The organism is Paenibacillus polygoni (assembly GCF_030263935.1).
In the GTDB taxonomy this organism is placed as follows: Bacteria; Bacillota; Bacilli; order Paenibacillales; family Paenibacillaceae; genus Paenibacillus; species Paenibacillus polygoni.
Genome location: NZ_CP127162.1, coordinates 4,562,868 through 4,584,280 on the forward strand (window position 1 = coordinate 4,562,868; position 21,413 = coordinate 4,584,280).

Annotated in this window: 23 protein-coding genes and 1 riboswitch; all 23 genes read right to left on the reverse strand. The window is 45.4% G+C overall.

Annotated elements, in window-relative coordinates:
* Nucleotides 1-14: 14 nt before the first annotated feature.
* Complete coding sequence (locus QPK24_RS21870) at nucleotides 15-563, reverse strand: F0F1 ATP synthase subunit delta (protein ID WP_285744679.1); 549 nt, start codon at nucleotides 561-563, stop codon at nucleotides 15-17.
* The gene (gene atpF / locus QPK24_RS21875) at nucleotides 560-1,048 is read right to left on the reverse strand and encodes a F0F1 ATP synthase subunit B (protein WP_160032714.1); all 489 of its coding nucleotides are present in this window, start codon (nucleotides 1,046-1,048) and stop codon (nucleotides 560-562) included. The genes QPK24_RS21870 and atpF overlap by 4 nt, the downstream gene beginning before the upstream one ends.
* A 91-nt stretch (nucleotides 1,049-1,139) precedes the next feature.
* The gene (gene atpE, locus QPK24_RS21880) at nucleotides 1,140-1,352 is read right to left on the reverse strand and encodes a F0F1 ATP synthase subunit C (RefSeq protein WP_211747437.1); all 213 of its coding nucleotides are present in this window, start codon (nucleotides 1,350-1,352) and stop codon (nucleotides 1,140-1,142) included.
* Nucleotides 1,353-1,465: 113 nt separating this feature from the next.
* Nucleotides 1,466-2,227 carry a F0F1 ATP synthase subunit A gene (atpB, locus tag QPK24_RS21885; protein WP_285744681.1) on the reverse strand — a complete coding sequence of 254 codons (762 nt, stop codon included), beginning with the start codon at nucleotides 2,225-2,227 and terminating at the stop codon, nucleotides 1,466-1,468.
* Nucleotides 2,228-2,259: 32 nt separating this feature from the next.
* Complete coding sequence (locus QPK24_RS21890) at nucleotides 2,260-2,637, reverse strand: ATP synthase subunit I (RefSeq protein ID WP_285744683.1); 378 nt, start codon at nucleotides 2,635-2,637, stop codon at nucleotides 2,260-2,262.
* Nucleotides 2,630-2,851, reverse strand: a complete 222-nt coding sequence (locus tag QPK24_RS21895) for an ATPase F0F1 (protein WP_285744685.1) — start codon at nucleotides 2,849-2,851, stop codon at nucleotides 2,630-2,632. Before QPK24_RS21895 ends, QPK24_RS21890 begins: the two co-directional genes overlap by 8 nt.
* A 282-nt stretch (nucleotides 2,852-3,133) precedes the next feature.
* On the reverse strand, nucleotides 3,134-4,288 hold the full coding sequence (wecB, locus tag QPK24_RS21900; protein ID WP_285744687.1) for a non-hydrolyzing UDP-N-acetylglucosamine 2-epimerase: 1,155 nt from the start codon (nucleotides 4,286-4,288) through the stop codon (nucleotides 3,134-3,136).
* 32 nt (nucleotides 4,289-4,320) lie between these two features.
* Entirely contained in the window at nucleotides 4,321-4,950 is a 630-nt protein-coding gene (gene upp / locus QPK24_RS21905; protein WP_160032709.1) for a uracil phosphoribosyltransferase, read from the reverse strand.
* 244 nt (nucleotides 4,951-5,194) lie between these two features.
* Nucleotides 5,195-6,445, reverse strand: a complete 1,251-nt coding sequence (locus tag QPK24_RS21910; protein ID WP_285749498.1) for a serine hydroxymethyltransferase — start codon at nucleotides 6,443-6,445, stop codon at nucleotides 5,195-5,197.
* A 39-nt stretch (nucleotides 6,446-6,484) separates the two neighbouring features.
* On the reverse strand, nucleotides 6,485-7,081 hold the full coding sequence (locus QPK24_RS21915; RefSeq protein ID WP_285744689.1) for a TIGR01440 family protein: 597 nt from the start codon (nucleotides 7,079-7,081) through the stop codon (nucleotides 6,485-6,487).
* Nucleotides 7,082-7,255: 174 nt separating this feature from the next.
* Nucleotides 7,256-7,338, reverse strand: a riboswitch (ZMP/ZTP riboswitch).
* A gap of 87 nt (nucleotides 7,339-7,425) precedes the next feature.
* Nucleotides 7,426-7,995: a low molecular weight protein arginine phosphatase gene (locus tag QPK24_RS21920; protein WP_285744691.1), complete on the reverse strand. Its 570-nt coding sequence runs from the start codon at nucleotides 7,993-7,995 to the stop codon at nucleotides 7,426-7,428.
* A 121-nt stretch (nucleotides 7,996-8,116) separates the two neighbouring features.
* Nucleotides 8,117-8,677 carry a manganese efflux pump MntP gene (locus tag QPK24_RS21925; protein ID WP_160032706.1) on the reverse strand — a complete coding sequence of 187 codons (561 nt, stop codon included), beginning with the start codon at nucleotides 8,675-8,677 and terminating at the stop codon, nucleotides 8,117-8,119.
* A 72-nt stretch (nucleotides 8,678-8,749) separates the two neighbouring features.
* Nucleotides 8,750-9,898, reverse strand: a complete 1,149-nt coding sequence (locus QPK24_RS21930) for an L-threonylcarbamoyladenylate synthase (protein WP_407082939.1) — start codon at nucleotides 9,896-9,898, stop codon at nucleotides 8,750-8,752.
* 87 nt (nucleotides 9,899-9,985) lie between these two features.
* A complete protein-coding gene (gene spoIIR, locus QPK24_RS21935) occupies nucleotides 9,986-10,636 on the reverse strand; it encodes a stage II sporulation protein R (RefSeq protein ID WP_285744693.1) in 651 nt (216 codons plus the stop codon).
* A 91-nt stretch (nucleotides 10,637-10,727) separates the two neighbouring features.
* Complete coding sequence (locus QPK24_RS21940) at nucleotides 10,728-11,684, reverse strand: IS30 family transposase (protein ID WP_285741540.1); 957 nt, start codon at nucleotides 11,682-11,684, stop codon at nucleotides 10,728-10,730.
* Nucleotides 11,685-11,948: 264 nt separating this feature from the next.
* On the reverse strand, nucleotides 11,949-13,157 hold the full coding sequence (locus QPK24_RS21945; protein WP_285744695.1) for an FtsW/RodA/SpoVE family cell cycle protein: 1,209 nt from the start codon (nucleotides 13,155-13,157) through the stop codon (nucleotides 11,949-11,951).
* Nucleotides 13,158-13,335: 178 nt separating this feature from the next.
* A complete protein-coding gene (prmC, locus tag QPK24_RS21950) occupies nucleotides 13,336-14,232 on the reverse strand; it encodes a peptide chain release factor N(5)-glutamine methyltransferase (protein WP_285749503.1) in 897 nt (298 codons plus the stop codon).
* Nucleotides 14,233-14,238: 6 nt separating this feature from the next.
* On the reverse strand, nucleotides 14,239-15,306 hold the full coding sequence (gene prfA / locus QPK24_RS21955) for a peptide chain release factor 1 (RefSeq protein ID WP_285744697.1): 1,068 nt from the start codon (nucleotides 15,304-15,306) through the stop codon (nucleotides 14,239-14,241).
* 321 nt (nucleotides 15,307-15,627) lie between these two features.
* Nucleotides 15,628-16,728 carry a redox-regulated ATPase YchF gene (ychF, locus tag QPK24_RS21960; RefSeq protein WP_285744699.1) on the reverse strand — a complete coding sequence of 367 codons (1,101 nt, stop codon included), beginning with the start codon at nucleotides 16,726-16,728 and terminating at the stop codon, nucleotides 15,628-15,630.
* A gap of 206 nt (nucleotides 16,729-16,934) precedes the next feature.
* On the reverse strand, nucleotides 16,935-17,417 hold the full coding sequence (locus QPK24_RS21965; protein WP_285744701.1) for a GNAT family N-acetyltransferase: 483 nt from the start codon (nucleotides 17,415-17,417) through the stop codon (nucleotides 16,935-16,937).
* Nucleotides 17,418-17,430: 13 nt separating this feature from the next.
* Complete coding sequence (gene fni / locus QPK24_RS21970) at nucleotides 17,431-18,537, reverse strand: type 2 isopentenyl-diphosphate Delta-isomerase (protein ID WP_285744703.1); 1,107 nt, start codon at nucleotides 18,535-18,537, stop codon at nucleotides 17,431-17,433.
* Nucleotides 18,538-18,737: 200 nt separating this feature from the next.
* The gene (locus QPK24_RS21975) at nucleotides 18,738-20,210 is read right to left on the reverse strand and encodes a phytoene desaturase family protein (protein ID WP_285744705.1); all 1,473 of its coding nucleotides are present in this window, start codon (nucleotides 20,208-20,210) and stop codon (nucleotides 18,738-18,740) included.
* Nucleotides 20,207-21,412, reverse strand: a complete 1,206-nt coding sequence (locus QPK24_RS21980; RefSeq protein ID WP_285744707.1) for a glycosyltransferase family 2 protein — start codon at nucleotides 21,410-21,412, stop codon at nucleotides 20,207-20,209. Before QPK24_RS21980 ends, QPK24_RS21975 begins: the two co-directional genes overlap by 4 nt.
* Nucleotide 21,413: the final 1 nt, after the last annotated feature.

Here is a 21,413-nt window from a genome sequence, read left to right on the forward strand (position 1 = left end):
GTCCTCACCCCTCACTACTTTACTCGTCTTGTAAAAGACTGTTCTAGACGTTTCAGCTGGCCTGCCAGACTTCCGTCATAAATTGTATCGCCGATGGCAACTTTAAGTCCGCCAATCAAGCTTTTATCAATCACATTTTCAATGCGAACTTGTTTACCAACTCGAGTACTAAAATCTTTCGCAACTGCATCTTTCTCTTCCTGGCTAAGCTCATATGTCGAATACACACGCGCATTAACCATTCCAAGTGAATCTGATTCGAATTTAACATAACTTTCCACGACGGATTCCAGTACATGGATTCGGTTACGTTCGATAAGCAGTTTAATTGTATTTAAGACTGGCTCAGATACTTTGCCTTGCAGACTGCTGTCTACAACACTCAGTTTCGAAGCAACACTGACGTTTGGAGAAGAGATAAATTTAACGATGTCGCGATCTCCTGTAATAGAGGTTGCAACCGCGTGAAGCTCGGCTTCGACTTCCAGTACGGATTGATTTTTGATCGCCACTTCAAACAACGCTTTTGCATATCTCTTGGCGACTACCGAATCCCTACTCATGGTCTGCCTCCTACTTCATTCAGATACTTTTCAACAAGCTCTTCCTGAACGTTGTCTTGCTTAACTTCTTTATCCAAAATCTTAGATGCGATCTGTACAGATACCGCTCCAAGTTCACTGCGGAGGGATTCAACCGCTTTATTCTTCTCACTCTCAATCGCACGAACAGCTTCCAGTTTCAGACGCTCTGCTTCTTGTTTTGCTTCATTCAGCATTTGCTCTGTTTGGTTTACACTAGTTTTGCGAGATTGTTCAATAATACTTTGAGCTTCATTACGCGCTTCTTGCAAAGCTGCTTTTTGCTCTTCTACATATTGGGTAGCCTGTTCACGAGTTTGTTTTGCTTCATTAAGCTGGGAAGCAACTAACTCACGACGCTGCTCCATAATAGCGAACAATTTGTTAAATGCATACTTGGACAAAAGCCAATAAAGGATCAAGAACGCAACAATGGTAATAGCAATGTTTTCCCATAAAATGTGCACTCACGTCACTCCTTTCCGTTCATTCCTGTATCGTAACAAAAACGAAGGCGCGGATGGCATCGCCCTCCCCGCCAAACCGTTACTTCTGATATTATGAAAACATAATCAAGAACGCGATTACTGTAGCTGCCAAAGGAATAACCTCTACGATACCTACACCGATAAACATTGTTGTTTGCAATTGTCCACGAGCTTCTGGTTGACGAGCGATGGACTCCACTGTTCTACTTACGATCATACCGTTACCAAGACCTGCACCAAGGGCACCCAGACCTACTGCGATAGCTGCTGCTAACATTTCCATTTTTGAATTTCCTCCTCAAAATATATATACAATTTTTGGTTAAACTTACGAATATAATAATCTCCTTGCTGGCTTACAAACCGCTCCGGAGTTACTATTGTTGCCAGTTAAAACTAGTGTTCTTCGTGAATTGTCGTTTGTGCGATATACACCATCGACAAGATTGTGAAGATGAAGGCCTGCAAAGCACCAACGAAAATACTAAATCCTTGCCATGCCATCATGGCCGGAACACCAACCCATCCAATTTTTAGAATGGTGGAGATGAGGATTTCACCTGCAAAGATGTTGGCAAACAAACGAATCGCAAGAGCGATCGGCTTCGCCAAGTTCTCAATAATGTTAAGTGGCAGGAAGATCGGGAACGGTTCGATGTAGTGTTTCAGGTAATGCTTACGGTTGTATCTCAGTCCAAGATAGTTCATTAGAATGAAGATAATAATCGCAAGCCCTGCAGTGATCGAAATATCTGCCGTCGGAGATTTCCACCAAAGAATTTCTGCGTGGTGTTCACCACCAAGTCCTCTAGTCGCTTCAATTACGTGTCCAAACACACTTGCTTGTTCCGTGTGCTCTGAGATCACCGAGAACGGTAACCCAAGCAAGTTGGCTACGAAAATAAACAGAATCAGTGTTAACCCCAAAGTTATGTAATGCTTACCTTTACTTAACGGCATGGCACTTGCAATGAGATTCTGAACGAATTCAACGACCCATTCCATGAAATTCTGTACTTTAGAAGGATTCTCCACAGATAGATTCCGAACACACAAACGAACGAGTAAGAACACGATTAACACCGTCACTGTGAGCATTAATACAGCGGAAAGGTCAATGTTCAATCCTCCGAGTTTGATAATCGGTGAGTCATGCATATTGATTTATTCACCCCTTTCCCATAATAATGTCATTTGCCTTCTTTAGCGTTCACAAAAATACTTACGGGAACCGCCAAAACCTGTACTAAGAAAAGTCCTATCACAGTAAAACTTATAGATATCTGATCAAACTTCACAGCCAGCATGATCGCCAGAAGAGAGATACTTAACCGTGACAAAAAGCCAAAATTCACTCGTTTGCCTCCGCTTGTTGCTGCACTCTCTGAAACTTGATGAATTTTGATATGCAGATATCTAAAGTTAAACAACCCTGCTGCAAGACCAATAATAAGGCCTAAAAACAAAGGACGTTGTTCAGGGAATATCACCCATAAGAGAAGGGATCCCGATAAAAGGAAAAACGTTGCCCTTGTAACAGCATTTACAATGGAAGACAAATCATTCATTTTGTTCCCCCAAAAACTTCTTAATAAAAACGGCAATATTCAGAACACCTAGAACAAGACCTGATAGACAGCCAATAGCAATCCAGAAACTCGGTCCATCCACAGCATTCATGAGCCACTTTCCTATAAAGTATCCGATCGTTATGTAAGCAGCCAGCAGGATGCCTGAACCACCGATACTCAAAGCAATCAACCACGGTTTATCCTGATTCATTTAGACACAACCCATCCCTAGAAAGCGCTGTATATGGAAAATGAGTTAATAATTCTTTTCCCGCGGAGATCGAGAGAAAAAGATGAAAAATGTGTCAAGTTTGTCCAATCCCAATTATCTTACTGAATGGTTAAAGCGTTTGTCAATCGGTAGAACAACCTGTTCTGGCTGTAAGAAACGTTGAAAAATCCTGAAAGAAAATCAGAAAATCTTTCAAACCCTTATAAACCGTACAGTTTAACTGTACACTCTACTGTCTACACTAGATATTAAAAGGTTGAATTATTTTTTGAACTTTCTGTGAAAAGTCTCGGGACGCTCTTCTTTTTTACCGAAATAGTGCAAAATCGCACTGACAATACGCTCAGAAGCATGTCCATCTCCGTAAGGATTCGCTGCTTCGCTCATAGAAGCATACAGCTCTGAGTCTGTTAATAATGCTTTTGTTCTTGCATATACATTTTCCTCTTCTGTACCAACCAGTTCCAGTGTTCCTGCCTCAATCCCCTCTGGTCTTTCCGTTGTATCACGAAGAACAAGAACAGGCACTCCGAATGAAGGAGCTTCTTCCTGCATACCACCGGAATCCGTTAAGATTAGATGTGTGTGTGGATAAATGTTATGGAAATCCACTACATCCAGCGGATCAATCAGTTTAATACGCGGATGGTTTCCAAGCAGCTCATAAGCTGGTTCTTTAACGGCTGGGCTTGGATGTACAGGATACACAATGGCAATATCCTCGAATTCATCTGCAATGCGTTTTACCGCCTTAAATATATTTCGATGCGGTTCACCTTGTGATTCTCTGCGATGCGCCGTCATCAAAATCAATCTTTTTCCCTTAGCAAACTCCAGCACTGGGTGGTTGTAATCTTCGCGCACAGTATATTGAAACACATCAGTAACCGTATTGCCTGTGACAAATACACTTGATTCTGATTTATTTTCACGCAGTAAATTGCCTCCAGACATATCTGTTGGAGCAAAGTGTAAATCTGCCAAAACCCCTGTGAGTTGTCTATTCATTTCTTCTGGGTAAGGAGAGAGTTTATTCCACGTACGAAGACCCGCTTCTACATGACCTACCTTGATCTGCTGTAAGAAGGCCGCATAACTCGCCAGGAACGTAGTGAGGGTATCTCCATGAACCAGAACGATGTCAGGCTTCGCTTCCCGCAGAACGGGTTCAAGACCTTCCAGTACGCGAACGGTAACTTCATTCAGGGTCTGGCGCTCTTTCATGACATCCAGATCGTAATCCGGTGTAATGTTAAAAACTTCAAGTACTTGGTCCAGCATCTGACGATGCTGGGCCGTTACACATACAATGGATTCGATATCTTCGGAGTGACGTTCGAGCTCCAAAATGAGTGGAGCCATCTTAATTGCTTCAGGGCGCACTCCGAATACCGTCATTACTTTAATTTTAGACATTGCTCTAGAGCCCCTTTTCATCCCAATTTTCCTTATTTGGTGCCGTACAGTCTGTCTCCCGCGTCTCCAAGACCCGGAATGATGTAACCATGCTCATCCAAACGCTCGTCCATTGCCGCAACATAAATGTCGACGTCTGGGTGTGCCTCTTGAACTGCTTTCACACCTTCTGGCGCTGCAATCAGGTTCATCATCTTAATTTGAGTACAGCCGCGTTTCTTGAGTACGTTGATCGCTTCAATAGCAGATCCGCCCGTTGCCAGCATCGGGTCGATCACGATCAGTTCGCGCTCTGTTACGTCTGTTGGAAGCTTCGTATAGTATTCAACAGGCTGCAATGTTTCAGGATCACGGAATAATCCTACGTGTCCTACTTTTGCGGCCGGAATCAGTTTTACTACGCCATCAAGCATACCCAGCCCTGCACGAAGAATCGGAATAAGTCCGAGCATACGGCCCGAAATTACTTTCCCTTCTGTCTCTGCAACAGGAGTTTGTACTGTTATTGTTTCGAGTGGAATATCACGTGTAATTTCGTAAGCCATTAGAGTTGCTACTTCATCTACAAGTTCGCGAAAATCCTTAGTGTTCGTGCGCATGTCACGAATAATTGTCAATTTGTGTTGAATCAACGGGTGATCACATACCACCAATTTTCCCATTGTTTGTCCCTCCGGTAGTTTCATCTTCCATTATCAACTCCGGGCAGTTCCTGCTCACAGAAACAAAACCTGTCGATAAATCCTGTATATTATATCATTCCCTATCCTCAAATTACACTATAAACCGTGACAGCTTCCGGACATCAATAAAAAAAGACCGAAACTACAAAAAAAGCAGCTTCGGTCTATATGAAGTAAATAGCTTACCAAAGCTATTTACTATTATGGGTAAAAATACTCAATTTTAATACTTCAGGTCAGGATAAAGCGGAAATTTATCAGTAAGTGCCGTAACTTGAGCTTTTGCTTCTTCAAGAACAGCCGCATCTTTCGAGTTTTTCAGCGTCTTCGCGATAATCTTGCCAATCTCAACCATAGCCTCTTCATCCATACCGCGGGAAGTCGCTGCCGGGGTACCGATACGGATACCACTAGTTACAAAAGGACTCGTAGGATCAAATGGAATTGCATTTTTATTCACCGTAATACCGATGGAATCAAGGACATGTTCTGCCTCTTTTCCTGTAATATTAACACTGCGTGTATCAATAAGCATCAGATGGTTGTCTGTTCCGCCAGATACGATATTGAGACCTTCAGCGATCAGGGTTTCTGCCAATACTTGAGCATTCTTCACCACGTTCTGAGCATATGTTTTAAATGATGGCTGCAACGCCTCACCCAAAGCTACAGCTTTTGCTGCGATTACATGCATCAAAGGACCGCCTTGTGAACCAGGGAATACGGCTTTATCAATCGCTGTTGCCCATGCTTTCGTTGTCAGAATCATACCACCGCGCGGTCCGCGAAGCGTTTTGTGTGTAGTTGTCGTAACAAAGTGTGCATGCGGAACTGGATTTGGATGAAGACCAGCTGCTACTAGACCAGCAATGTGAGCCATATCTACCATGAATAGCGCACCCACATCGTGTGCAATTTTAGCAATCGCTTCAAAATCAATCGTACGCGGATAAGCACTCGCACCTGCCACAATCATCTTAGGACGATGTTTAAACGCCGCTTTGCGGAGATCATCATAATCAATACGGAACGTGTCTTCTTGTACACCGTAAGAAACAAAGTTATACAAAAGACCGGAAGCATTCACCGGGCTGCCGTGCGTTAAATGACCGCCATGTGCCAGGTTCATACCAAGAACAGTATCGCCTGGTTTCAGTGCTGCAAGATAAACCGCCATGTTTGCTTGTGCACCAGAGTGAGGCTGAACATTGACATGTTCTGCTCCGAACAATTCTTTTGCACGATCGCGAGCGATATCTTCTACGATATCCACATGTTCACAACCGCCATAATAGCGTTTGCCTGGGTATCCTTCTGCATATTTGTTCGTAAGAACAGAACCCATTGCTTCCATAACCGCTTCAGATACGATATTCTCGGATGCAATTAATTCGATGTTATTTTGCTGACGTTTCAGTTCCAAATTCATAGCTTCCAGTACAGCAGGGTCACTTTTACGCAATTGTTCCATAATGATAATTCCTCCTAAGAAATAAAATAATATGAAAAAAAGTTAATCACATGTTGAGGTATTACTTGATGTCTCCATCTGATACACTGCGCGCTGACCCCCGATAAGTTTCGGTCTTGTTATCGCTGTTGTCACACGAGCCTCGCCAATATACCGTCTTTTGGTACGATAGGGTACGGCCACTCTGCGAAGGTGCATTCCTATAAGGGTCTCTCCAATATCCATTCCTGCATGGGCTTCGATCGTCTCTGCCAGGCACGGGTCTGTCATAGAGCGATAAGCTGCTGCTGCCATAGAACCGCCGGCGGTGGGAATGGGTACCGCAGAAACCTCGGTCAGACCTAAGCGTTCGAGTAAATGCCTTTCCATGACGAGTGCACGGTTAAGATGCTCACAACACTGAAACACAACTTCAAAACCAAAAGATTCCTTTACCTCGTTGATCCCATTAAGTAAGGACTCAGCAATTTCTAAAGCACCGCCTGTACCAATATGTTTGCCGGCTACTTCGCTTGTGCTCGTTCCGACAACAACGACTTTTCCAGGGCCTAAATCTCCAGCTTCCGCAAGTTCTCTTAGAATCTCTGCCGTATGCTGGACAAGTTCATGCCATTCTGAAGCAGACTTCTGTTGTTCCACTGGCTTTCATCCTTCCCTTCTATGACGAGCAATACTCAAAAGGTTAGGGCATAACTCAAGTGAACAAACACCAATGATATGTTCGCCTTGCCGCCCTTTTTCATTTATTATAACGAAAAAAATGACGAAAGACGAAAAAAGAGCAGTCTGCACGTATAGATACGCACAGAAATGCTCTTTTGCCCAGGCGACCGGCCGATATTTCCAGTGCTCCATCGTGGTTTAATCCACACTTGTCGCCAGTTACACTGGAATCTATTTTTACATTCCATCTCATCATAGAACATCAGATGGCAGAAATCAACCATTTATGATTGCTTACTGTAAACTTTTTATATTGTATATCACAGCTTATCCAGAAGTCGCTCTATTGCTAAACGAATTTCTGCGGCGGTGACATCGTAATCTTCTTTACTGCCGCCAAACGGATCCGATATATCAAAACTTGGGATACGCTGGTGGATTTCAATCATTCGCTGACGTTCTGCTGCTTCAATCTCTTGACCAAGTGACAGCTTTATTTCCAGCTCTGCATACAAGCGGTCTCTCTCTTTAAGATCTTCAAGGACCTGTACATCATCCTCCGTATATTCCTTCAGCGTGTAGATTCGGTCTGCTGCATTCGGGAAGAAGTGAAGCACATGCTGCTTATGAGAACCGGTTAATGTCAAAATAAGATCTGCCCACTCTACGTGTTCCGAGGTAAGTGAGGAAGATGTAATCGAGTCATGGATATCGTGATCCTGAAGCACCGCTTTGGCATGACGAGAAATCATACTCCCTTCTGTTGCAGCAACACCAGCGGACCTAACCTCTAGATCAACACCTCGTTCTGCTGCGGCTTTACGGAGTAAACCTTCTGCCATCGGACTTCGGCATGTATTGCCTGTACAAACAAATAAAATATGTTTCATATTCTTCACCTCCATCAGGGCCTGTAAAGCCAGTATCAATCTTTCCCCATCCGCAGGAGATCATTTCTATTGTAAATTGCTTTTACCTAATACGCAAAATCACTCAGCAAACTGCCTAATACTAGAGAATAAACAAGAGACCAAAGGCAAGTAAAATCGCCCCTCCTACTGCCTCTCCATATTCACCCAAGTTGCGATTTACCCTTCTGCCAATCAGCAGTCCCACAACCGACATGAGAAACCCGCACAGTCCAAAAGCAAATAACGTCAGCCATAAATCCGTGCGGAACATACCAAGAGTCACCCCTACAGAAAAGGAGTCAATACTCACACTAAAAGCAAACATGAGTGTACCCGTAAACGTACGGTGATCCATGAAGCTGGTCTCTCCTGAACGAAATGCATTAAAAATCATATGAGCTCCCAGCAAAAGTAACAGTCCCCCGGCTACATACGAGGTAACTTGTCCAAGCAAGGAACTAAAATACTCACCTGCATAAAATCCAACGAGCGGCATGAGGACATGAAATATTGCAATTAAAATACTCATACGAAGTACATGCAATAATCGAATTCCTTTCATACCAATCCCTATTCCTAGAGAAAATGCATCCAAACCCAGGGCTACCGCCATTATCAGAATGGTAATTAGCTGGCCCCACTGCGCAGAAGCCTCCAGCATTGTTCATACCCCCATGTACACAGCATTCTTGTACACCTTATGCGGACAAGAATGAAAACATGACGAGTATGTTTATTCAGCTACATGGATGATCTGATGACCGGCTGCTTTCAGCAGACGGTTCATGATTGCATCCCCGAGGCCATCCCGGGGACACGCCTCGGCGTAAAGTACCGAGGCGCCGATCTCGTCACAGCTGCGCAGCGCAGCGTATAGACGGTGAGCTCCCTCGGCAAGCCGCTCCAGGCTGCCGAGAGAATAGACAGCGTCTGCGCGGTACAGATGCAGGTGCTCGCTGAAGGCTAGCACCGCAGTTCGTTCTCCGCGCGCAGCCGCCGCTGAGAGCGCACCATTCACATATGCGGCTACCGCACCCGGTGCGCCTTGCACTACACGAAGCTCTCCCTTAGGAGCGTAGTGCGTGTATTTCATTCCTGGCGAGCGAGGTGCAGGCGAGGAAGCATCGGTCTTGACTGAATCTACGGAGAGGCCTGGGTCGAGACGTACCTCGGAAGCTACCTCAGCAAGCTGTTCAGCTGTAATGCCGCCAGGTCTAAGGATCGTCACGGTTCCGTCATCATGAGCCTCCACTACAGTAGATTCCACCCCTACTCCTGTAGGTCCGCCATCTACAATTCCAGCAATTCGGCCCATAAGATCTTCTCTCACATGAGAAGCGGTCGTCGGACTTGGACGTCCTGAACGATTTGCGCTTGGTGCGGCGACCGGGCAATCCGCAGCGGCAATCAGTTCAAGGGCGACCGGATGATCCGGCATACGCACACCAACGGTAGTGAGCCCTGCTGAGACTTTCTCGGACAAGCTATTTGGTTTTAGCGGAAGGATTAAGGTAAGCGGTCCAGGCCAAAATGTATCCATTAATCTGCTGGACAATTCATTAACCGGTTCCGTAAATCCGTCCAGCTGTGCTCTACTTGCAACATGAACAATAAGCGGGTTATCCGAAGGTCTGCCTTTTGCAGCAAAAACAGACTCTACTGCTGCCGTATTTCTGGCATCTGCACCAAGTCCATATACCGTTTCCGTGGGAAACGCAACAATGGAACCGTCTTGAAGCAAGGCTGCCGCTTCCTTCAAGTGTTCCATTGTCTCCTCTTTATTCGTATCCCCTGTCACATCCCAGATGTGAGTCACCATGTCTGATCTCATCTCCGTAGTAACGTCCGCTATATTCTCTATCGAATTCTTCTCATTACACATGTTGTTATCATCCAGTCTCATATATTAATTATCGTACATTATATCACAATTCATGCATTCTTCGGGCGGAGTGCAAATTCGAATATACTATGCCACGATACCCCCTACAAAATCCCAAGCTTTAACCAATATATCCCATAGGAAAAATCGGACTTCAGGCTCAGTAGTGCCCTCACTTTCTGATCCCTGCCCCGCTTGTTCATTACTTGCCGTCACATTCTTCTCGGCAACATCTCCATTTTTACCACCAACGAAGCATAACGGAGGAAATAACACGCACCACCAGTTCTGTCCTTCCCCTTTACCAAGGGTAACTCGAACAGCTTCATAGTCTCCTGCAGGATAGATTAGTTTGCCATACATCTTTGTCGGAAAAGGTACCGTTGCAAGTTCTACATTATAATCGTAAGTCAGCCCGCGGTTCTTAAGTTCTTGTCCAACCAGTTTATTCAGCTCGGGCAAATGTCCGCGAACCATGGTTCTAGCTTCTTCTAAACTATGCGGGTCAGCCAGTGCCGGCACCCACTCATTCATCTGTTCAACAACAGCATCCCGAATCTCTCTTTTGACCAACTGATCATGAGGCATATCTGAATTTGCTAGAATCCGTAACCGGATTGAATCATGCGGAATGACAGCTTGATGTATGGCTGCATCTGATTTTTGACCTTCCCAGCTCATCATCACAATCATCATACACACCACAATCATGAAAAACTGTTTTATACTCTTCCGCATGTTCTTCTCCCCCTCGAACTCTTCATGTCTATCAGTATGTCCGCGAGCTGGTAGAGTTAAACCTAGCAAAATTTATTTTTATGACGGATTGTCAATCCAAGTGCGACACTTCTTCTTCAAATGATTCGTGAGCAGTTTTCCATCCCAAACATTTCCTTGGTCTGTTGTTAATAAGTTGGAGGGCGTGTTCTAATTCTTCCTCGGTCACCTTTGCAAAGTCCTTTCCTTTTGGGAAGAACTCTCGAAGGAGCCCGTTTCCATTCTCATTGGAGCCTCGTTGCCATGAGGAATAAGGATCTGCAAAATATACCGTCATACCGTGTGACTCTTCCAATTCACGAAAGCACGCGAACTCTTTACCACGGTCTACGGTAGCTGTCTGGAAGGTTTGGGCAGGGTACTGTGCAGCAACTACACCAATAGCAATTTCCATTGATAATGAAGTGCGATCTGGCATTTTAATAGCAGTGTATAGCCTTGTTTTTCGCTCGATACATGTAGCGACACAAGCCTTACTTTTTCCTCGGCTGGAGACGACCGTGTCCAGTTCCCAGTGTCCAAAGGTTTCACGGGAACGAATCTCTTTAGGCCGTTGTTTGATAGAAGTGCCTACGAGGAAGCGACCTCGTTTTTCTTGGGGTTTTTGTCTTTTTCCTTTGTGTCTTAACTGCTGAACGGTGTTACGAATCATACGTCCTTGATAAAGCCAGCGATAGATCGTTTTGAACGAAACCATGGGCTCTCCTTTCAGTCTATAACGCATAGAGATTTGCTCAGGAGACCAGGTTTCGTGAAGTCGCTGTTCAATTTCTTTTCCGAGTGTCTCCGTCCATTTTTCTCTAGGTTTCTGAGCTTGGCGAAGATGCTTATAACGATGCTCTGATGCTACCGCTTGATAACCATTTAGGCTTTGATTTTTCCTCAGTTCCCGGCTGATCGTGGAATGATGACGATCCAATTCGCGAGCAATGGCTCGGGCGGACAGCCCCAGTTGATGTAATACTTCTAGTTTACTGCGTTCAATTATGCTAAGATGTGTGTAGCTCATGGCGGATTCTCCTTGTAGGTGTTGTGTGGTAACTCCATTCTACACGAATCCGGCCATGGGCCATTTTTAATTTTGAACTAGGTGTCGCACTTCATATTACAATCCGTCTTATTAAAAAAACTCATAGTTTCATAGAATGGGCTTAGACTGTAAAAAAGAAGCATCATCACGATCCTTTTCAAAAAGGAGAATATCCGTGATAATGCTTCATTTTATCCATGTAACATTGGGTTTAACATCGGATTTTTATTTAAAGGATACACTTTACGCCTTAGCTTGTTTACGACCAAAGATGCGTTTCTTGTTTGGACCGTTTGTTCCTGGAGCAAGAATATCATCATCAACTTCTTGTCCATGGACCTTGATGCTCATAATGAGTCCGATACTCGCCATATTAATGAGCAGTGAGGTCCCCCCGTAACTGATAAACGGCAGTGTAATCCCGGTCAGCGGCATAATTCCAATAAATGCACCTATATTCTCAAATACCTGGTACAAATACATCGCGACAACCCCGACAATGATATACGGCCCTGATCGCTCCTTAGATTCCAGGGCAATCAGGATCATCCTATGGATTAATATGAAATATAACAGTAACACGACCGAAGAACCTACAAATCCAAACTCTTCTGCAATTAGTACGAAAATGGAGTCAGAGTAGGTATAGGGAACGCGGCCGGATTGCACGGAAGTTCCCTGCATAAATCCTTTGCCTGTAATCCCGCCTGAACCAATCGCAAGTTTCGCATTATCTGTATGCCAGGAAGCTTTGGCAGTTGCCTTCTCAGGCACAAGCCATGGGTCAAGTCGTTCCACCCAGTGAGTACGTCCGAGCTTATCCAAATAATCATAGATGTTATCATGATATACCGTATAAAGTTTAATCCCGCCGCCCACGAGTACGGCAATAACGACAAATCCGATTAAGGCATGGGATGCTTTAATATTCCCGATCCAGAGCAGTCCGATTAAAATTACGACATAAGCCATCGCATTACCCAGGTCATTCTGAAGCATAACGAAGGCAAATGGAACAAAGGTCATGAGTCCAATCGGAACGACATCCCTCCAAAACTCCAGTTTCGCCTTACCTCTTTTGATAAGTACGGAAGCCAGGAAAATAACCAGGATCAGCTTAAATAACTCGGCTGGCTGAATGGAGATCGGACCGAGTTTGATCCAACCTGATGCATTATTAATATTTCCTCCAAAGAAATTAGCCGCCAGCAGAATAAGCAGCCCGAAGAAATAAATATAAAGTGCATATTTGACAAGAAGTCTGTAATCGAACAGTGTTATAGCAAACACGGCGCCAAATCCAAGTACATAGAAGGCAAGCATTTTAATATGATGTCCTTCGAGCTTTGGATCACCATGTGTAGCGCTATACAGACACATAACACTGATAATCATCAGCATGAAGATGATCATCAGTGTGGGTACATCCATCTTTTTAAACTTTTGCAGCATGAACCGTCCCCCTAAAGGCGAGACTGGGCATTAATCTAACCAGCCTTACATAATAATGAGCTTGTAACACGATAAGGGAGGTTTATAACCCCTATGTTTTCTATAATCTATACCGACATGAAACGACACTATCCTCTATTGTAATGGATGAAATCGTAAAAAGAAAATGTTCTACAGCTTACAATTTCGTCACCTTTGTATGAATGCCAATAACATGTCTTTCAATTCCTGCTAGATCGGACACGATCTCAATTTGTTCCCAGTGACCGGCCTGCCTTAACAGCTCTGCTACATCTTGCGCCTGCCCCTCTCCAAGCTCAAATCCAACCAGGGCAGGCGGCGCAGCAAGCAAATCCAGCTGCGTCATCATGATCCGGTACGGAGCCAGCCCGTCCGGTCCACCGTCAAGAGCGGTGCGCGGCTCATGCTCGCGCACTTCGCGCTGTAACCCGGCGATGTCTCCCGCCGGGATGTAAGGCGGGTTCGACACCAGGATGTCGAACCTCTCTCCCGCGAAGGGCGCAAGCAAATCGCCCTCGCGAAAAGACACAGCTGCGCCGTTTGCCGCTGCGTTCTTCGCGGCAACTTCCAGCGCATCAGCGCTAATGTCGCTGGCTGCAACGTCCCATTGCGGGCGCATTGTCTTTAGCGTCACCGCAATAGCGCCGCTGCCTGTTCCAATATCTATGACCCGCGGTGTTCCGCTTGGCCACAGTACATCGCCGTGCTTCATAATTGCCTCGACCAATAGCTCGGTCTCGGGTCTTGGAATGAGCACGGCTCTAGTTACTTCAAACTGCAGTCCGTAAAACTCCTGCTGTCCAATAATATATTGGACGGGTTCTCCGCGGCCTTTCCGATTCACAGCAACCGTGAAAGCTGTGATCTTCTCCGCCGGAAAAGGTTCCGGCTGTGCCATATAATAAGCAGCTCCTTCGAGGCCAAGCACATACATCAGCAAAAGCCGTGCATTGTTTTGCGGCTCCATTACGCCGCAATCCTCTAAAAAAGAGGAAGCCTTCACAAAGGCTTCCCGATTGCTGCTTCCCTGCGGTAAGTTAAATTCTTGCCGCATCAAGCATTATTCCCCTTTTTCCATTAGCTCTGCTTGTTGTGCAACCGTGAGAGCAGACAGAATGTCTTCAATATCACCGTTCATCACCTGATCGAGTCTATGCACGGTTAAACCGATACGGTGATCTGTTACACGGCTTTGCGGGAAATTATACGTACGAATCCGCTCACTGCGGTCTCCTGTTCCCACTTTACTCTTCCGTTCGCCGGAAATTTTCGCTTCTTCCTCTTGACGGATCACATCATAAATCCGCGTCCGAAGAACTTGCAATGCCTTCTCCTTGTTCGAGTTCTGGGATTTTCCATCCTGGCAAGTTGCTACAATTCCCGTAGGAACATGGGTAACACGAACCGCTGATTTGGTCGTATTAACCGACTGTCCGCCAGCACCGCTGGAGCAGAACGTATCTACACGAATATCTTTATCATGAATGACAATATCTAATTCTTCTGCTTCCGGCATTACCGCTACTGTAGAAGTAGAGGTATGAATCCGTCCGCCTGATTCTGTTGCAGGAATCCGCTGAACACGGTGAGCACCACTCTCATATTTCATTTTGCTGTAGGCACCGCGTCCGTTAATCATGAAGATTACCTCTTTAAATCCGCCGAGGTCATTCTCATTTACGTCCATCAGTTCCACTTTCCAGCCCTGAGATTCCGCATAACGTGTATACATCCGGTACAAATCAGCTGCAAATAGAGCCGCTTCATCTCCGCCAGCAGCACCGCGAATCTCGACAATAACGTTCTTATCATCATTCGGGTCTTTTGGCAGCAGAAGAATATGAATCTTATCTTCCAGCTCTTTCTGGCGCGTGCTCAGTTCATCAATTTCCATTTTGACCATTTCACGCATCTCATCGTCCAGTTTCTCGGCTTGCATCTGCTTAGCTGCTTCCAGTTCTTCCATAACGGTCTTGTATTCCATGTAAGCTTCATAAGCGGGCTGCAGATCGGACTGCTCTTTAGAGTAATCTCTCAGTTTCTTATTGTCACTGACTACATCCGGGTCACACAAAAGTTCGCTCAGTTTCTCATATCGATCAACCAATGCTTGTAAACGATCCAGCATAAGTAAAATCACCTCTCCATTTTCAATGTTTGTCTATATATGATGAAAGCTTCCAACTGTTGATATTCAAATGTATTGTGCCGTATTAATGATGATTTGTATCGCTACAATGTCATCCATCCTTTTAGTATAGAATAAACACTCGTCGCAGTTTACTCTGGCGACTCTTTATTATATCATACGGCAAAGCCCTTGAGAAGATACGGACTGGCGCCCAGAATCATACAGATCACTCCATGCTGAATTCATGAAGAAAGCCCCAGGCTCATCCCGCGAGGAGGAGTCTGAGGCTTCATGATCAGAAGCTATTTCGATACTATTTTATACATTAAAACGGAAGTGCATTACGTCGCCGTCTTGTACTACATATTCTTTCCCTTCAAGACGAAGCTGACCGCGTTCTTTCGCACCATTCATTGAACCTGCAGCCACTAGGTCATCGTATGACACTACTTCTGCACGGATAAATCCACGTTCAAAGTCCGTATGAATCACACCTGCAGCACCCGGTGCTTTGGTTCCTTTACGAATCGTCCATGCACGAACTTCTTGTACACCTGCTGTGAAGTAAGTGTACAGACCAAGTAAACGGTAAGCTGCTTTAATCAGACGGTTAAGACCAGACTCTGCAAGTCCGAGCTCTTCAAGGAACATTGCTTTGTCTTCGCCTTCAAGCTCAGCAATCTCAGACTCTACCTTCGCGCTGATTGGAACAACTTCTGCATTCTCATCGGCTGCAAATTCTTTTACTTTCAGTACATAAGGGTTAGTGTCTGCAGAAGAAACTTCATCTTCGCTAACGTTCGTTGCATAAAGAACCGGCTTCATTGTCAGCAAGTGCAGATCGCGAATAATCAACTGCTCATCATCTGTCAGCTCGATACTGCGAGCTGGTTTATCATCGTAAAGTACCGCTTTTACTTTCTCTAGAACTTCTACTTCTTGAGCATGCTGCTTATTGCCGCCCTTCATATTCTTACGCGCACGTTCAATTCGTTTCTCAACACTTTCAATGTCTGCAAGAATGAGTTCCAGGTTAATTGTCTGAATGTCGGAGATCGGATCTACTTTGCCATCCACATGGGTAACGTTCTCATCTTCAAAGCAGCGAACCACATGTACAATAGCATCCACTTCACGGATATGAGCAAGGAACTTGTTGCCCAGCCCTTCCCCTTTACTTGCACCGCGCACGAGCCCTGCGATATCCACAAATTCAAAAGCCGTTGGTACTGTTTTTTTCGGTACTACAAGTTCTGTCAATTTATCAAGACGCTCATCCGGAACTTCAACGATTCCCACGTTCGGATCAATGGTACAGAATGGGTAGTTGGCACTTTCTGCGCCCGCTTGTGTAATTGCGTTAAAAAGGGTTGATTTCCCTACGTTCGGTAACCCTACAATCCCTGCTTTCAAAGCCATTTATATAAACACTCCTCAAATGTATTTGGTGTATTTTACGATTTCCATCAAACAATCTTTCTAATTATATATGAGAACTAGAAGGGCTTCAAGGATATTGCCTATGGCAGCTTTCCCCTCTTCCTACTTTTCTTAAGTCACCATTCCACTGTGGTGAATTGGTTATGTATCTTTTTCCCTCATTGCTCAATAAGCTTAATAAGGAATTATAACAACTCTTTATATAGCGTAATACTTCTAGCATCATATCCCATTTTCTGATACAAATGCAAAGCCCGCTCATTATGCCCAAAGACATGCAGTCCCACGAAATCTACCCCGAGTTTTCTAGCCTCTTCTTCTAGAAGGAACATTGTCTTTGTACCATATCCTTGGTCCTGGTATTCATCCAGAATGGTAATGTCGTATAAGAATAATTCATTCTTATGATTTCTTCGATAGAGATTAAACCAGATAAATCCGATGACGGCAGGAGTGGGGAGAGCCATATCAATAACCCGGTAGAAATAAGCATTTTCCGTGGAGTACCCTTTTGGAAGAATTCTGCTCATATCCTCCAGTGCTCGACTTTCTGCATGTTCTGGAATCCAGGTACCTGCCTTGATCTTCGCTTTCATATAGGTCACAAGTGTAAACGCCATAAAGTCTTCATATTGTTCTTTATCCATTGCTACTAGTTCAAGCTGCATGGGAACACCGTCCTTACTTGATCGTTCTGATCAACCGTTTCGTACCTTGCAAATCCGTTGGACGTGGGGCGCCTACCCCGAACATCGCTGTTCGCAGTTCAAATTCTACTTGGTGAAGCCGCTGATGAAGAGCTTCTTCCGATTCGACAGCGGCTCCAAGGAGCGATCTTCCAAAACCAACAAGATCAGCACCGAGTGCAATCGCTTTGGCCGCATCTACACCGGAGGTGAGCCCGCCGCTTCCAATCACTGCTTTCCCAGGGTTCATCTGCCGTACTTCGGTTATACATTCAGCTGTAGAGATTCCCCAATCTACAAAGGCTTCTGCCGCTGCTTTTTTCATCATATCTTCATTTCTAAACTTTTCTACTTGAACCCAGCTTGTCCCGCCGGCCCCTGCAACGTCAACAAAAGAAACTCCCGCATCATAAAGTCTGGCTGCTGTCTCTCCATCGATTCCCCAGCCTACTTCTTTGACCCCGACAGGTACAGAGAGTTCCCCGCAGAGCTTTTCTATCTTCTTCAAAAGCCCGCTGAAGTTCGTGTTTCCTTCCGGCTGAAAAATTTCCTGCAGACCGTTTAAATGAAGCACAAGCATCGAAGCACCCGCGATATCAACCGCCCGCTGACATGCTTCTTTGCCAAACCCATAGTTCAGCTGAACGGCTCCAAGGTTCGCAATAATGGGAATCGTGGGCGCAAACTTTCTCATAGAGAAGGAGGCGGCCAGTTCTTCTTTTTCAACCGCTGCCCTTATGGAACCCACACCAAAAGCCCAGCCTCTTGCTTCAGCAACCGCTGCCAGGCGTTCATTAATCTTTCCTGTCGCCCCGCTTCCGCCTGTCATAGAACTGATAAGAAACGGTGTGCGGAGCTCTTGTCCGAGAAACATCGTATTCAGCTGAACATCAGCAAAATCAAGCTCAGGCAGTGCTGCATGCCGAAACCGGTAAGATTCAAATCCAGCAGTTATTCCCTGTGCATTCACGTCTTCGTTAAGACAGAGCCGGACATGTTCTATTTTCCGTTCGCCGGTCGGCACTTCAGGCAGCAAATGCTCGCCAACCCCCTGAAAATCTTGATCTTTATGTAATTGATTATCTCGTCCCGCTTCCCGCATATCCCGTCTCCTTTACCCATTCCATTTCAAGCTAGATAGAGCCATTATACCTTATAAATAAGGTTGCCGCCTTGTTTTACAGCACAGCTTGCTCCGCCTGTCTTTGTGTTTACCCTATGTTTATCCTATGTTTATCCTATGTTTATCCTACACTTACCCTATGTTCACCTTATGTTACCTTGTGTTTGCTTAAATATGCCCTAACGAGCAATCTCCTCCGCCACGAGCCTTCCCGAGCGGGTGACAATAGGAGTTCCCCCTCCAGGATGTGTTGTCCCTCCTACAAACCACAATCCTTCTATATCTTTGGAACGATTGGACGGTCTTGTGAAGGTCTGCTTCGGATTGTTGGAAGAGATTCCATAGATACTGCCCCGGTAAGCAAGGGTATCACGCTGAATATCTTCTGGGGTGTAGTGACTCATCACATCAGCTCGTTCCAAACCTGTCACACCAAGCTCTGATAGCCGCCGGATCAGTTTATCCTGATAAGCAGACGACTCATGCTTCCAATTCCATTCCTTTGATACATAAGGTGCATTGGCAAGAATGAACAGGTTGCTGCCCCCTTCTGGAGCCATTCCCTGCTCTGAATACCCAGAGTAACAAAGATATAGCGTCGGATTTTCAGGAGCTCTCTTTTTACTAAAAATATCCGTGAATTCTGCTTCATAATGGTCTGGAAAAAAGACGGTATGATGAAGAAGTTTGTCATACTGCTGCTGTATGCCTGCAAGTGTGACAAACCCTGATAGGGAGGGCTCATACTGCTCAATCTTTCGATTGTTCATTGATGGGCGCTGTGATTCAGGAATCAGCAGCTGATGAATACGAAGTACATCCCCATTAGCAATAACAACGTCTGCTGTATATTCATCCCTGTCCGTCTCTACTCCAGTAACTTTGCTACGGTGTGTTTTAATTCTCTTCACTTCTTCTCCAGTCCGAAAGATAACCCCCTTCTCCCGCGCGAGCTTCTCCATTCCGGACACCAGGGAGTACGTACCTCCTTCCACGCCATATACCCCAAGTTCTGCTTCCACATGAGCGAGCATGGCGAAGATCGAAGGTGCTTCATAAGGCGAAGATCCAACGTAAGTTGCGTATCTGCCGAACATTTGGAGTGTATTTGGATGCGTGAAATAACGCTGAAGCAGTGTATTCAGCTTCGTCATGGGTCTGACACGCAGTAAACTTTTTAACATCGACACATTATATTTATCCTGGGGACGAATCATCAGCTGCCCAAGAAATTTCTGATTTGCTTCCCTATAAAGCGCTTTGGATTCATCCATAAAGGCATCGTAGTTTTGTGCGTCTTTTTCGCTGTATGCGGCAATCTGCTCTTTCATAAAGGCACGATCGCTAGACAGGTCTACCGTTTTCCCGTCAGCGAATACATTTCTTGTCCTTGGCTCGAGATCATACATTTTCACATAGTCTTCCATCTCTACACCAGCCAGTTCAAACACTTCCCGAAAAATATGGGGCATCGTAATGGTGCTCGGTCCTCGGTCAAAATAATAATCGCCAAGCTGAATACGCTGCAGTTTGCCGCCTGCATGTTGCTGCCGCTCAATGATCGTTACATCCTTGCCTAGTGTGGCAAGACGTATAGCCGAAGACAACCCGCCGAATCCAGCTCCAATAATAACTACCTTTTGTTTGTTCAATGATAGTGCCTCCCTTTCCACACATAACCTTTACCGGTCACAGCTCCAAGCCAGGATGAGATACCAATGGCAATGACAAAAAAAATGCTGACTGAGTGAAGTAAACTTAACCAGAATGGATGGCTTCCTGTAAGATCAGCCACTCTTTTCACTAGCATGCCAAGTAAAGTCCCGGTCGCTCCCAAGGCCGCTGCTTTAAAGTCGCCAGTAAATACTCCAATCAGAAAACTGATCGGCGGGAGAAGATAGAGAGCAGTATACATCACAAGAACCCCTGCTAACAGAAAACCGCTGCGCCCGAGGCCCTCGTACATATTTTTCTTATATCCGTTCCATACCTCGTCTGCATTCTGGTACATCCTCGTGCGGGTATGGCGATGAACATCAACGAGCGTAACCGGATGCCCTGCTTTTTTCACTGCACGGGCAAGCTGCATATCATCCAGCAAATCTGCCTTGATGGCTTCATGCCCTCCTGCTGCTTTATAGGTATCCCGGTGAATAAACATAAACGCACCGGTAGCCGCAACAAAACGGGGGTTCTGCGAACCTCTCACTAGCACAATAGGCAGATGACTGATAATCGTAAATTTCATCATAGGTACGACCAGTTTCTCAAGCCAAGTGGCTGTTATTTGGCGGGGGAACCCCGTAACAAGTCCCTTTTGCTGAGCTTGGCCGGTGGTGAGCACCGCGGTGAGTGCCGTTTTTTCTAATCTGACGTCGGCATCCATATACAGCCACCACTCTCCGGTTGCCTGCTGAGCAAGCTCATGGCATGCATAGGATTTGCCCATCCATCCTGAGGGAAGTTCCTTACCTTCCAGAATTCGCAGACGGTGATCTTTTGTCGCGAGTTGTTCTAGAATCTCACCGGTTTGATCTTCCGATCGGTCATCGAGAACAATGACCTCCAGCTGTATGCCCTCTGTATCCGCAGCCAGCACACTTTCCACACAATCTTTAATATGAATCTGTTCATTTCGCGCAGGAATTAGAACAGAGATCTTCGTCTTTGCGTCCCTATTGATGTGAGATAGGCGAGTGTCTTTCGAGCGTTCTGCGATGTGATCTGCAGTAGAATCTTTGTTATCATCCGGTACGCCAAGGAGTGGAAGCTTGGTCCGGTTCCAGAGAGAGAAGACCAGCTGAACAGCAAGAATACCGCAGAGGATCAGCAGCAGAGTGTGATAAAAACCCATG

Excerpts from the sequence above, each read along its gene's own strand:
- QPK24_RS21870 (WP_285744679.1), bottom strand. The coding sequence starts at position 563 with ATGAGTAGGGATTCGGTAGTCGCCAAGAGATATGCAAAAGCGTTGTTT.
- atpE (WP_211747437.1), bottom strand. The coding sequence starts at position 1,352 with ATGGAAATGTTAGCAGCAGCTATCGCAGTAGGTCTGGGTGCCCTTGGT.
- atpB (WP_285744681.1), bottom strand. The coding sequence starts at position 2,227 with ATGCATGACTCACCGATTATCAAACTCGGAGGATTGAACATTGACCTT.
- QPK24_RS21890 (WP_285744683.1), bottom strand. The coding sequence starts at position 2,637 with ATGAATGATTTGTCTTCCATTGTAAATGCTGTTACAAGGGCAACGTTT.
- QPK24_RS21895 (WP_285744685.1), bottom strand. The coding sequence starts at position 2,851 with ATGAATCAGGATAAACCGTGGTTGATTGCTTTGAGTATCGGTGGTTCA.
- wecB (WP_285744687.1), bottom strand. The coding sequence starts at position 4,288 with ATGTCTAAAATTAAAGTAATGACGGTATTCGGAGTGCGCCCTGAAGCA.
- upp (WP_160032709.1), bottom strand. The coding sequence starts at position 4,950 with ATGGGAAAATTGGTGGTATGTGATCACCCGTTGATTCAACACAAATTG.
- QPK24_RS21920 (WP_285744691.1), bottom strand. The coding sequence starts at position 7,995 with ATGAAACATATTTTATTTGTTTGTACAGGCAATACATGCCGAAGTCCG.
- QPK24_RS21925 (WP_160032706.1), bottom strand. The coding sequence starts at position 8,677 with ATGCTGGAGGCTTCTGCGCAGTGGGGCCAGCTAATTACCATTCTGATA.
- QPK24_RS21930 (WP_407082939.1), bottom strand. The coding sequence starts at position 9,898 with ATGTGTAATGAGAAGAATTCGATAGAGAATATAGCGGACGTTACTACG.
- spoIIR (WP_285744693.1), bottom strand. The coding sequence starts at position 10,636 with ATGCGGAAGAGTATAAAACAGTTTTTCATGATTGTGGTGTGTATGATG.
- QPK24_RS21940 (WP_285741540.1), bottom strand. The coding sequence starts at position 11,684 with ATGAGCTACACACATCTTAGCATAATTGAACGCAGTAAACTAGAAGTA.
- QPK24_RS21945 (WP_285744695.1), bottom strand. The coding sequence starts at position 13,157 with ATGCTGCAAAAGTTTAAAAAGATGGATGTACCCACACTGATGATCATC.
- prmC (WP_285749503.1), bottom strand. The coding sequence starts at position 14,232 with ATGCGGCAAGAATTTAACTTACCGCAGGGAAGCAGCAATCGGGAAGCC.
- prfA (WP_285744697.1), bottom strand. The coding sequence starts at position 15,306 with ATGCTGGATCGTTTACAAGCATTGGTTGATCGATATGAGAAACTGAGC.
- ychF (WP_285744699.1), bottom strand. The coding sequence starts at position 16,728 with ATGGCTTTGAAAGCAGGGATTGTAGGGTTACCGAACGTAGGGAAATCA.
- QPK24_RS21965 (WP_285744701.1), bottom strand. The coding sequence starts at position 17,417 with ATGCAGCTTGAACTAGTAGCAATGGATAAAGAACAATATGAAGACTTT.
- fni (WP_285744703.1), bottom strand. The coding sequence starts at position 18,537 with ATGCGGGAAGCGGGACGAGATAATCAATTACATAAAGATCAAGATTTT.
- QPK24_RS21980 (WP_285744707.1), bottom strand. The coding sequence starts at position 21,412 with ATGGGTTTTTATCACACTCTGCTGCTGATCCTCTGCGGTATTCTTGCT.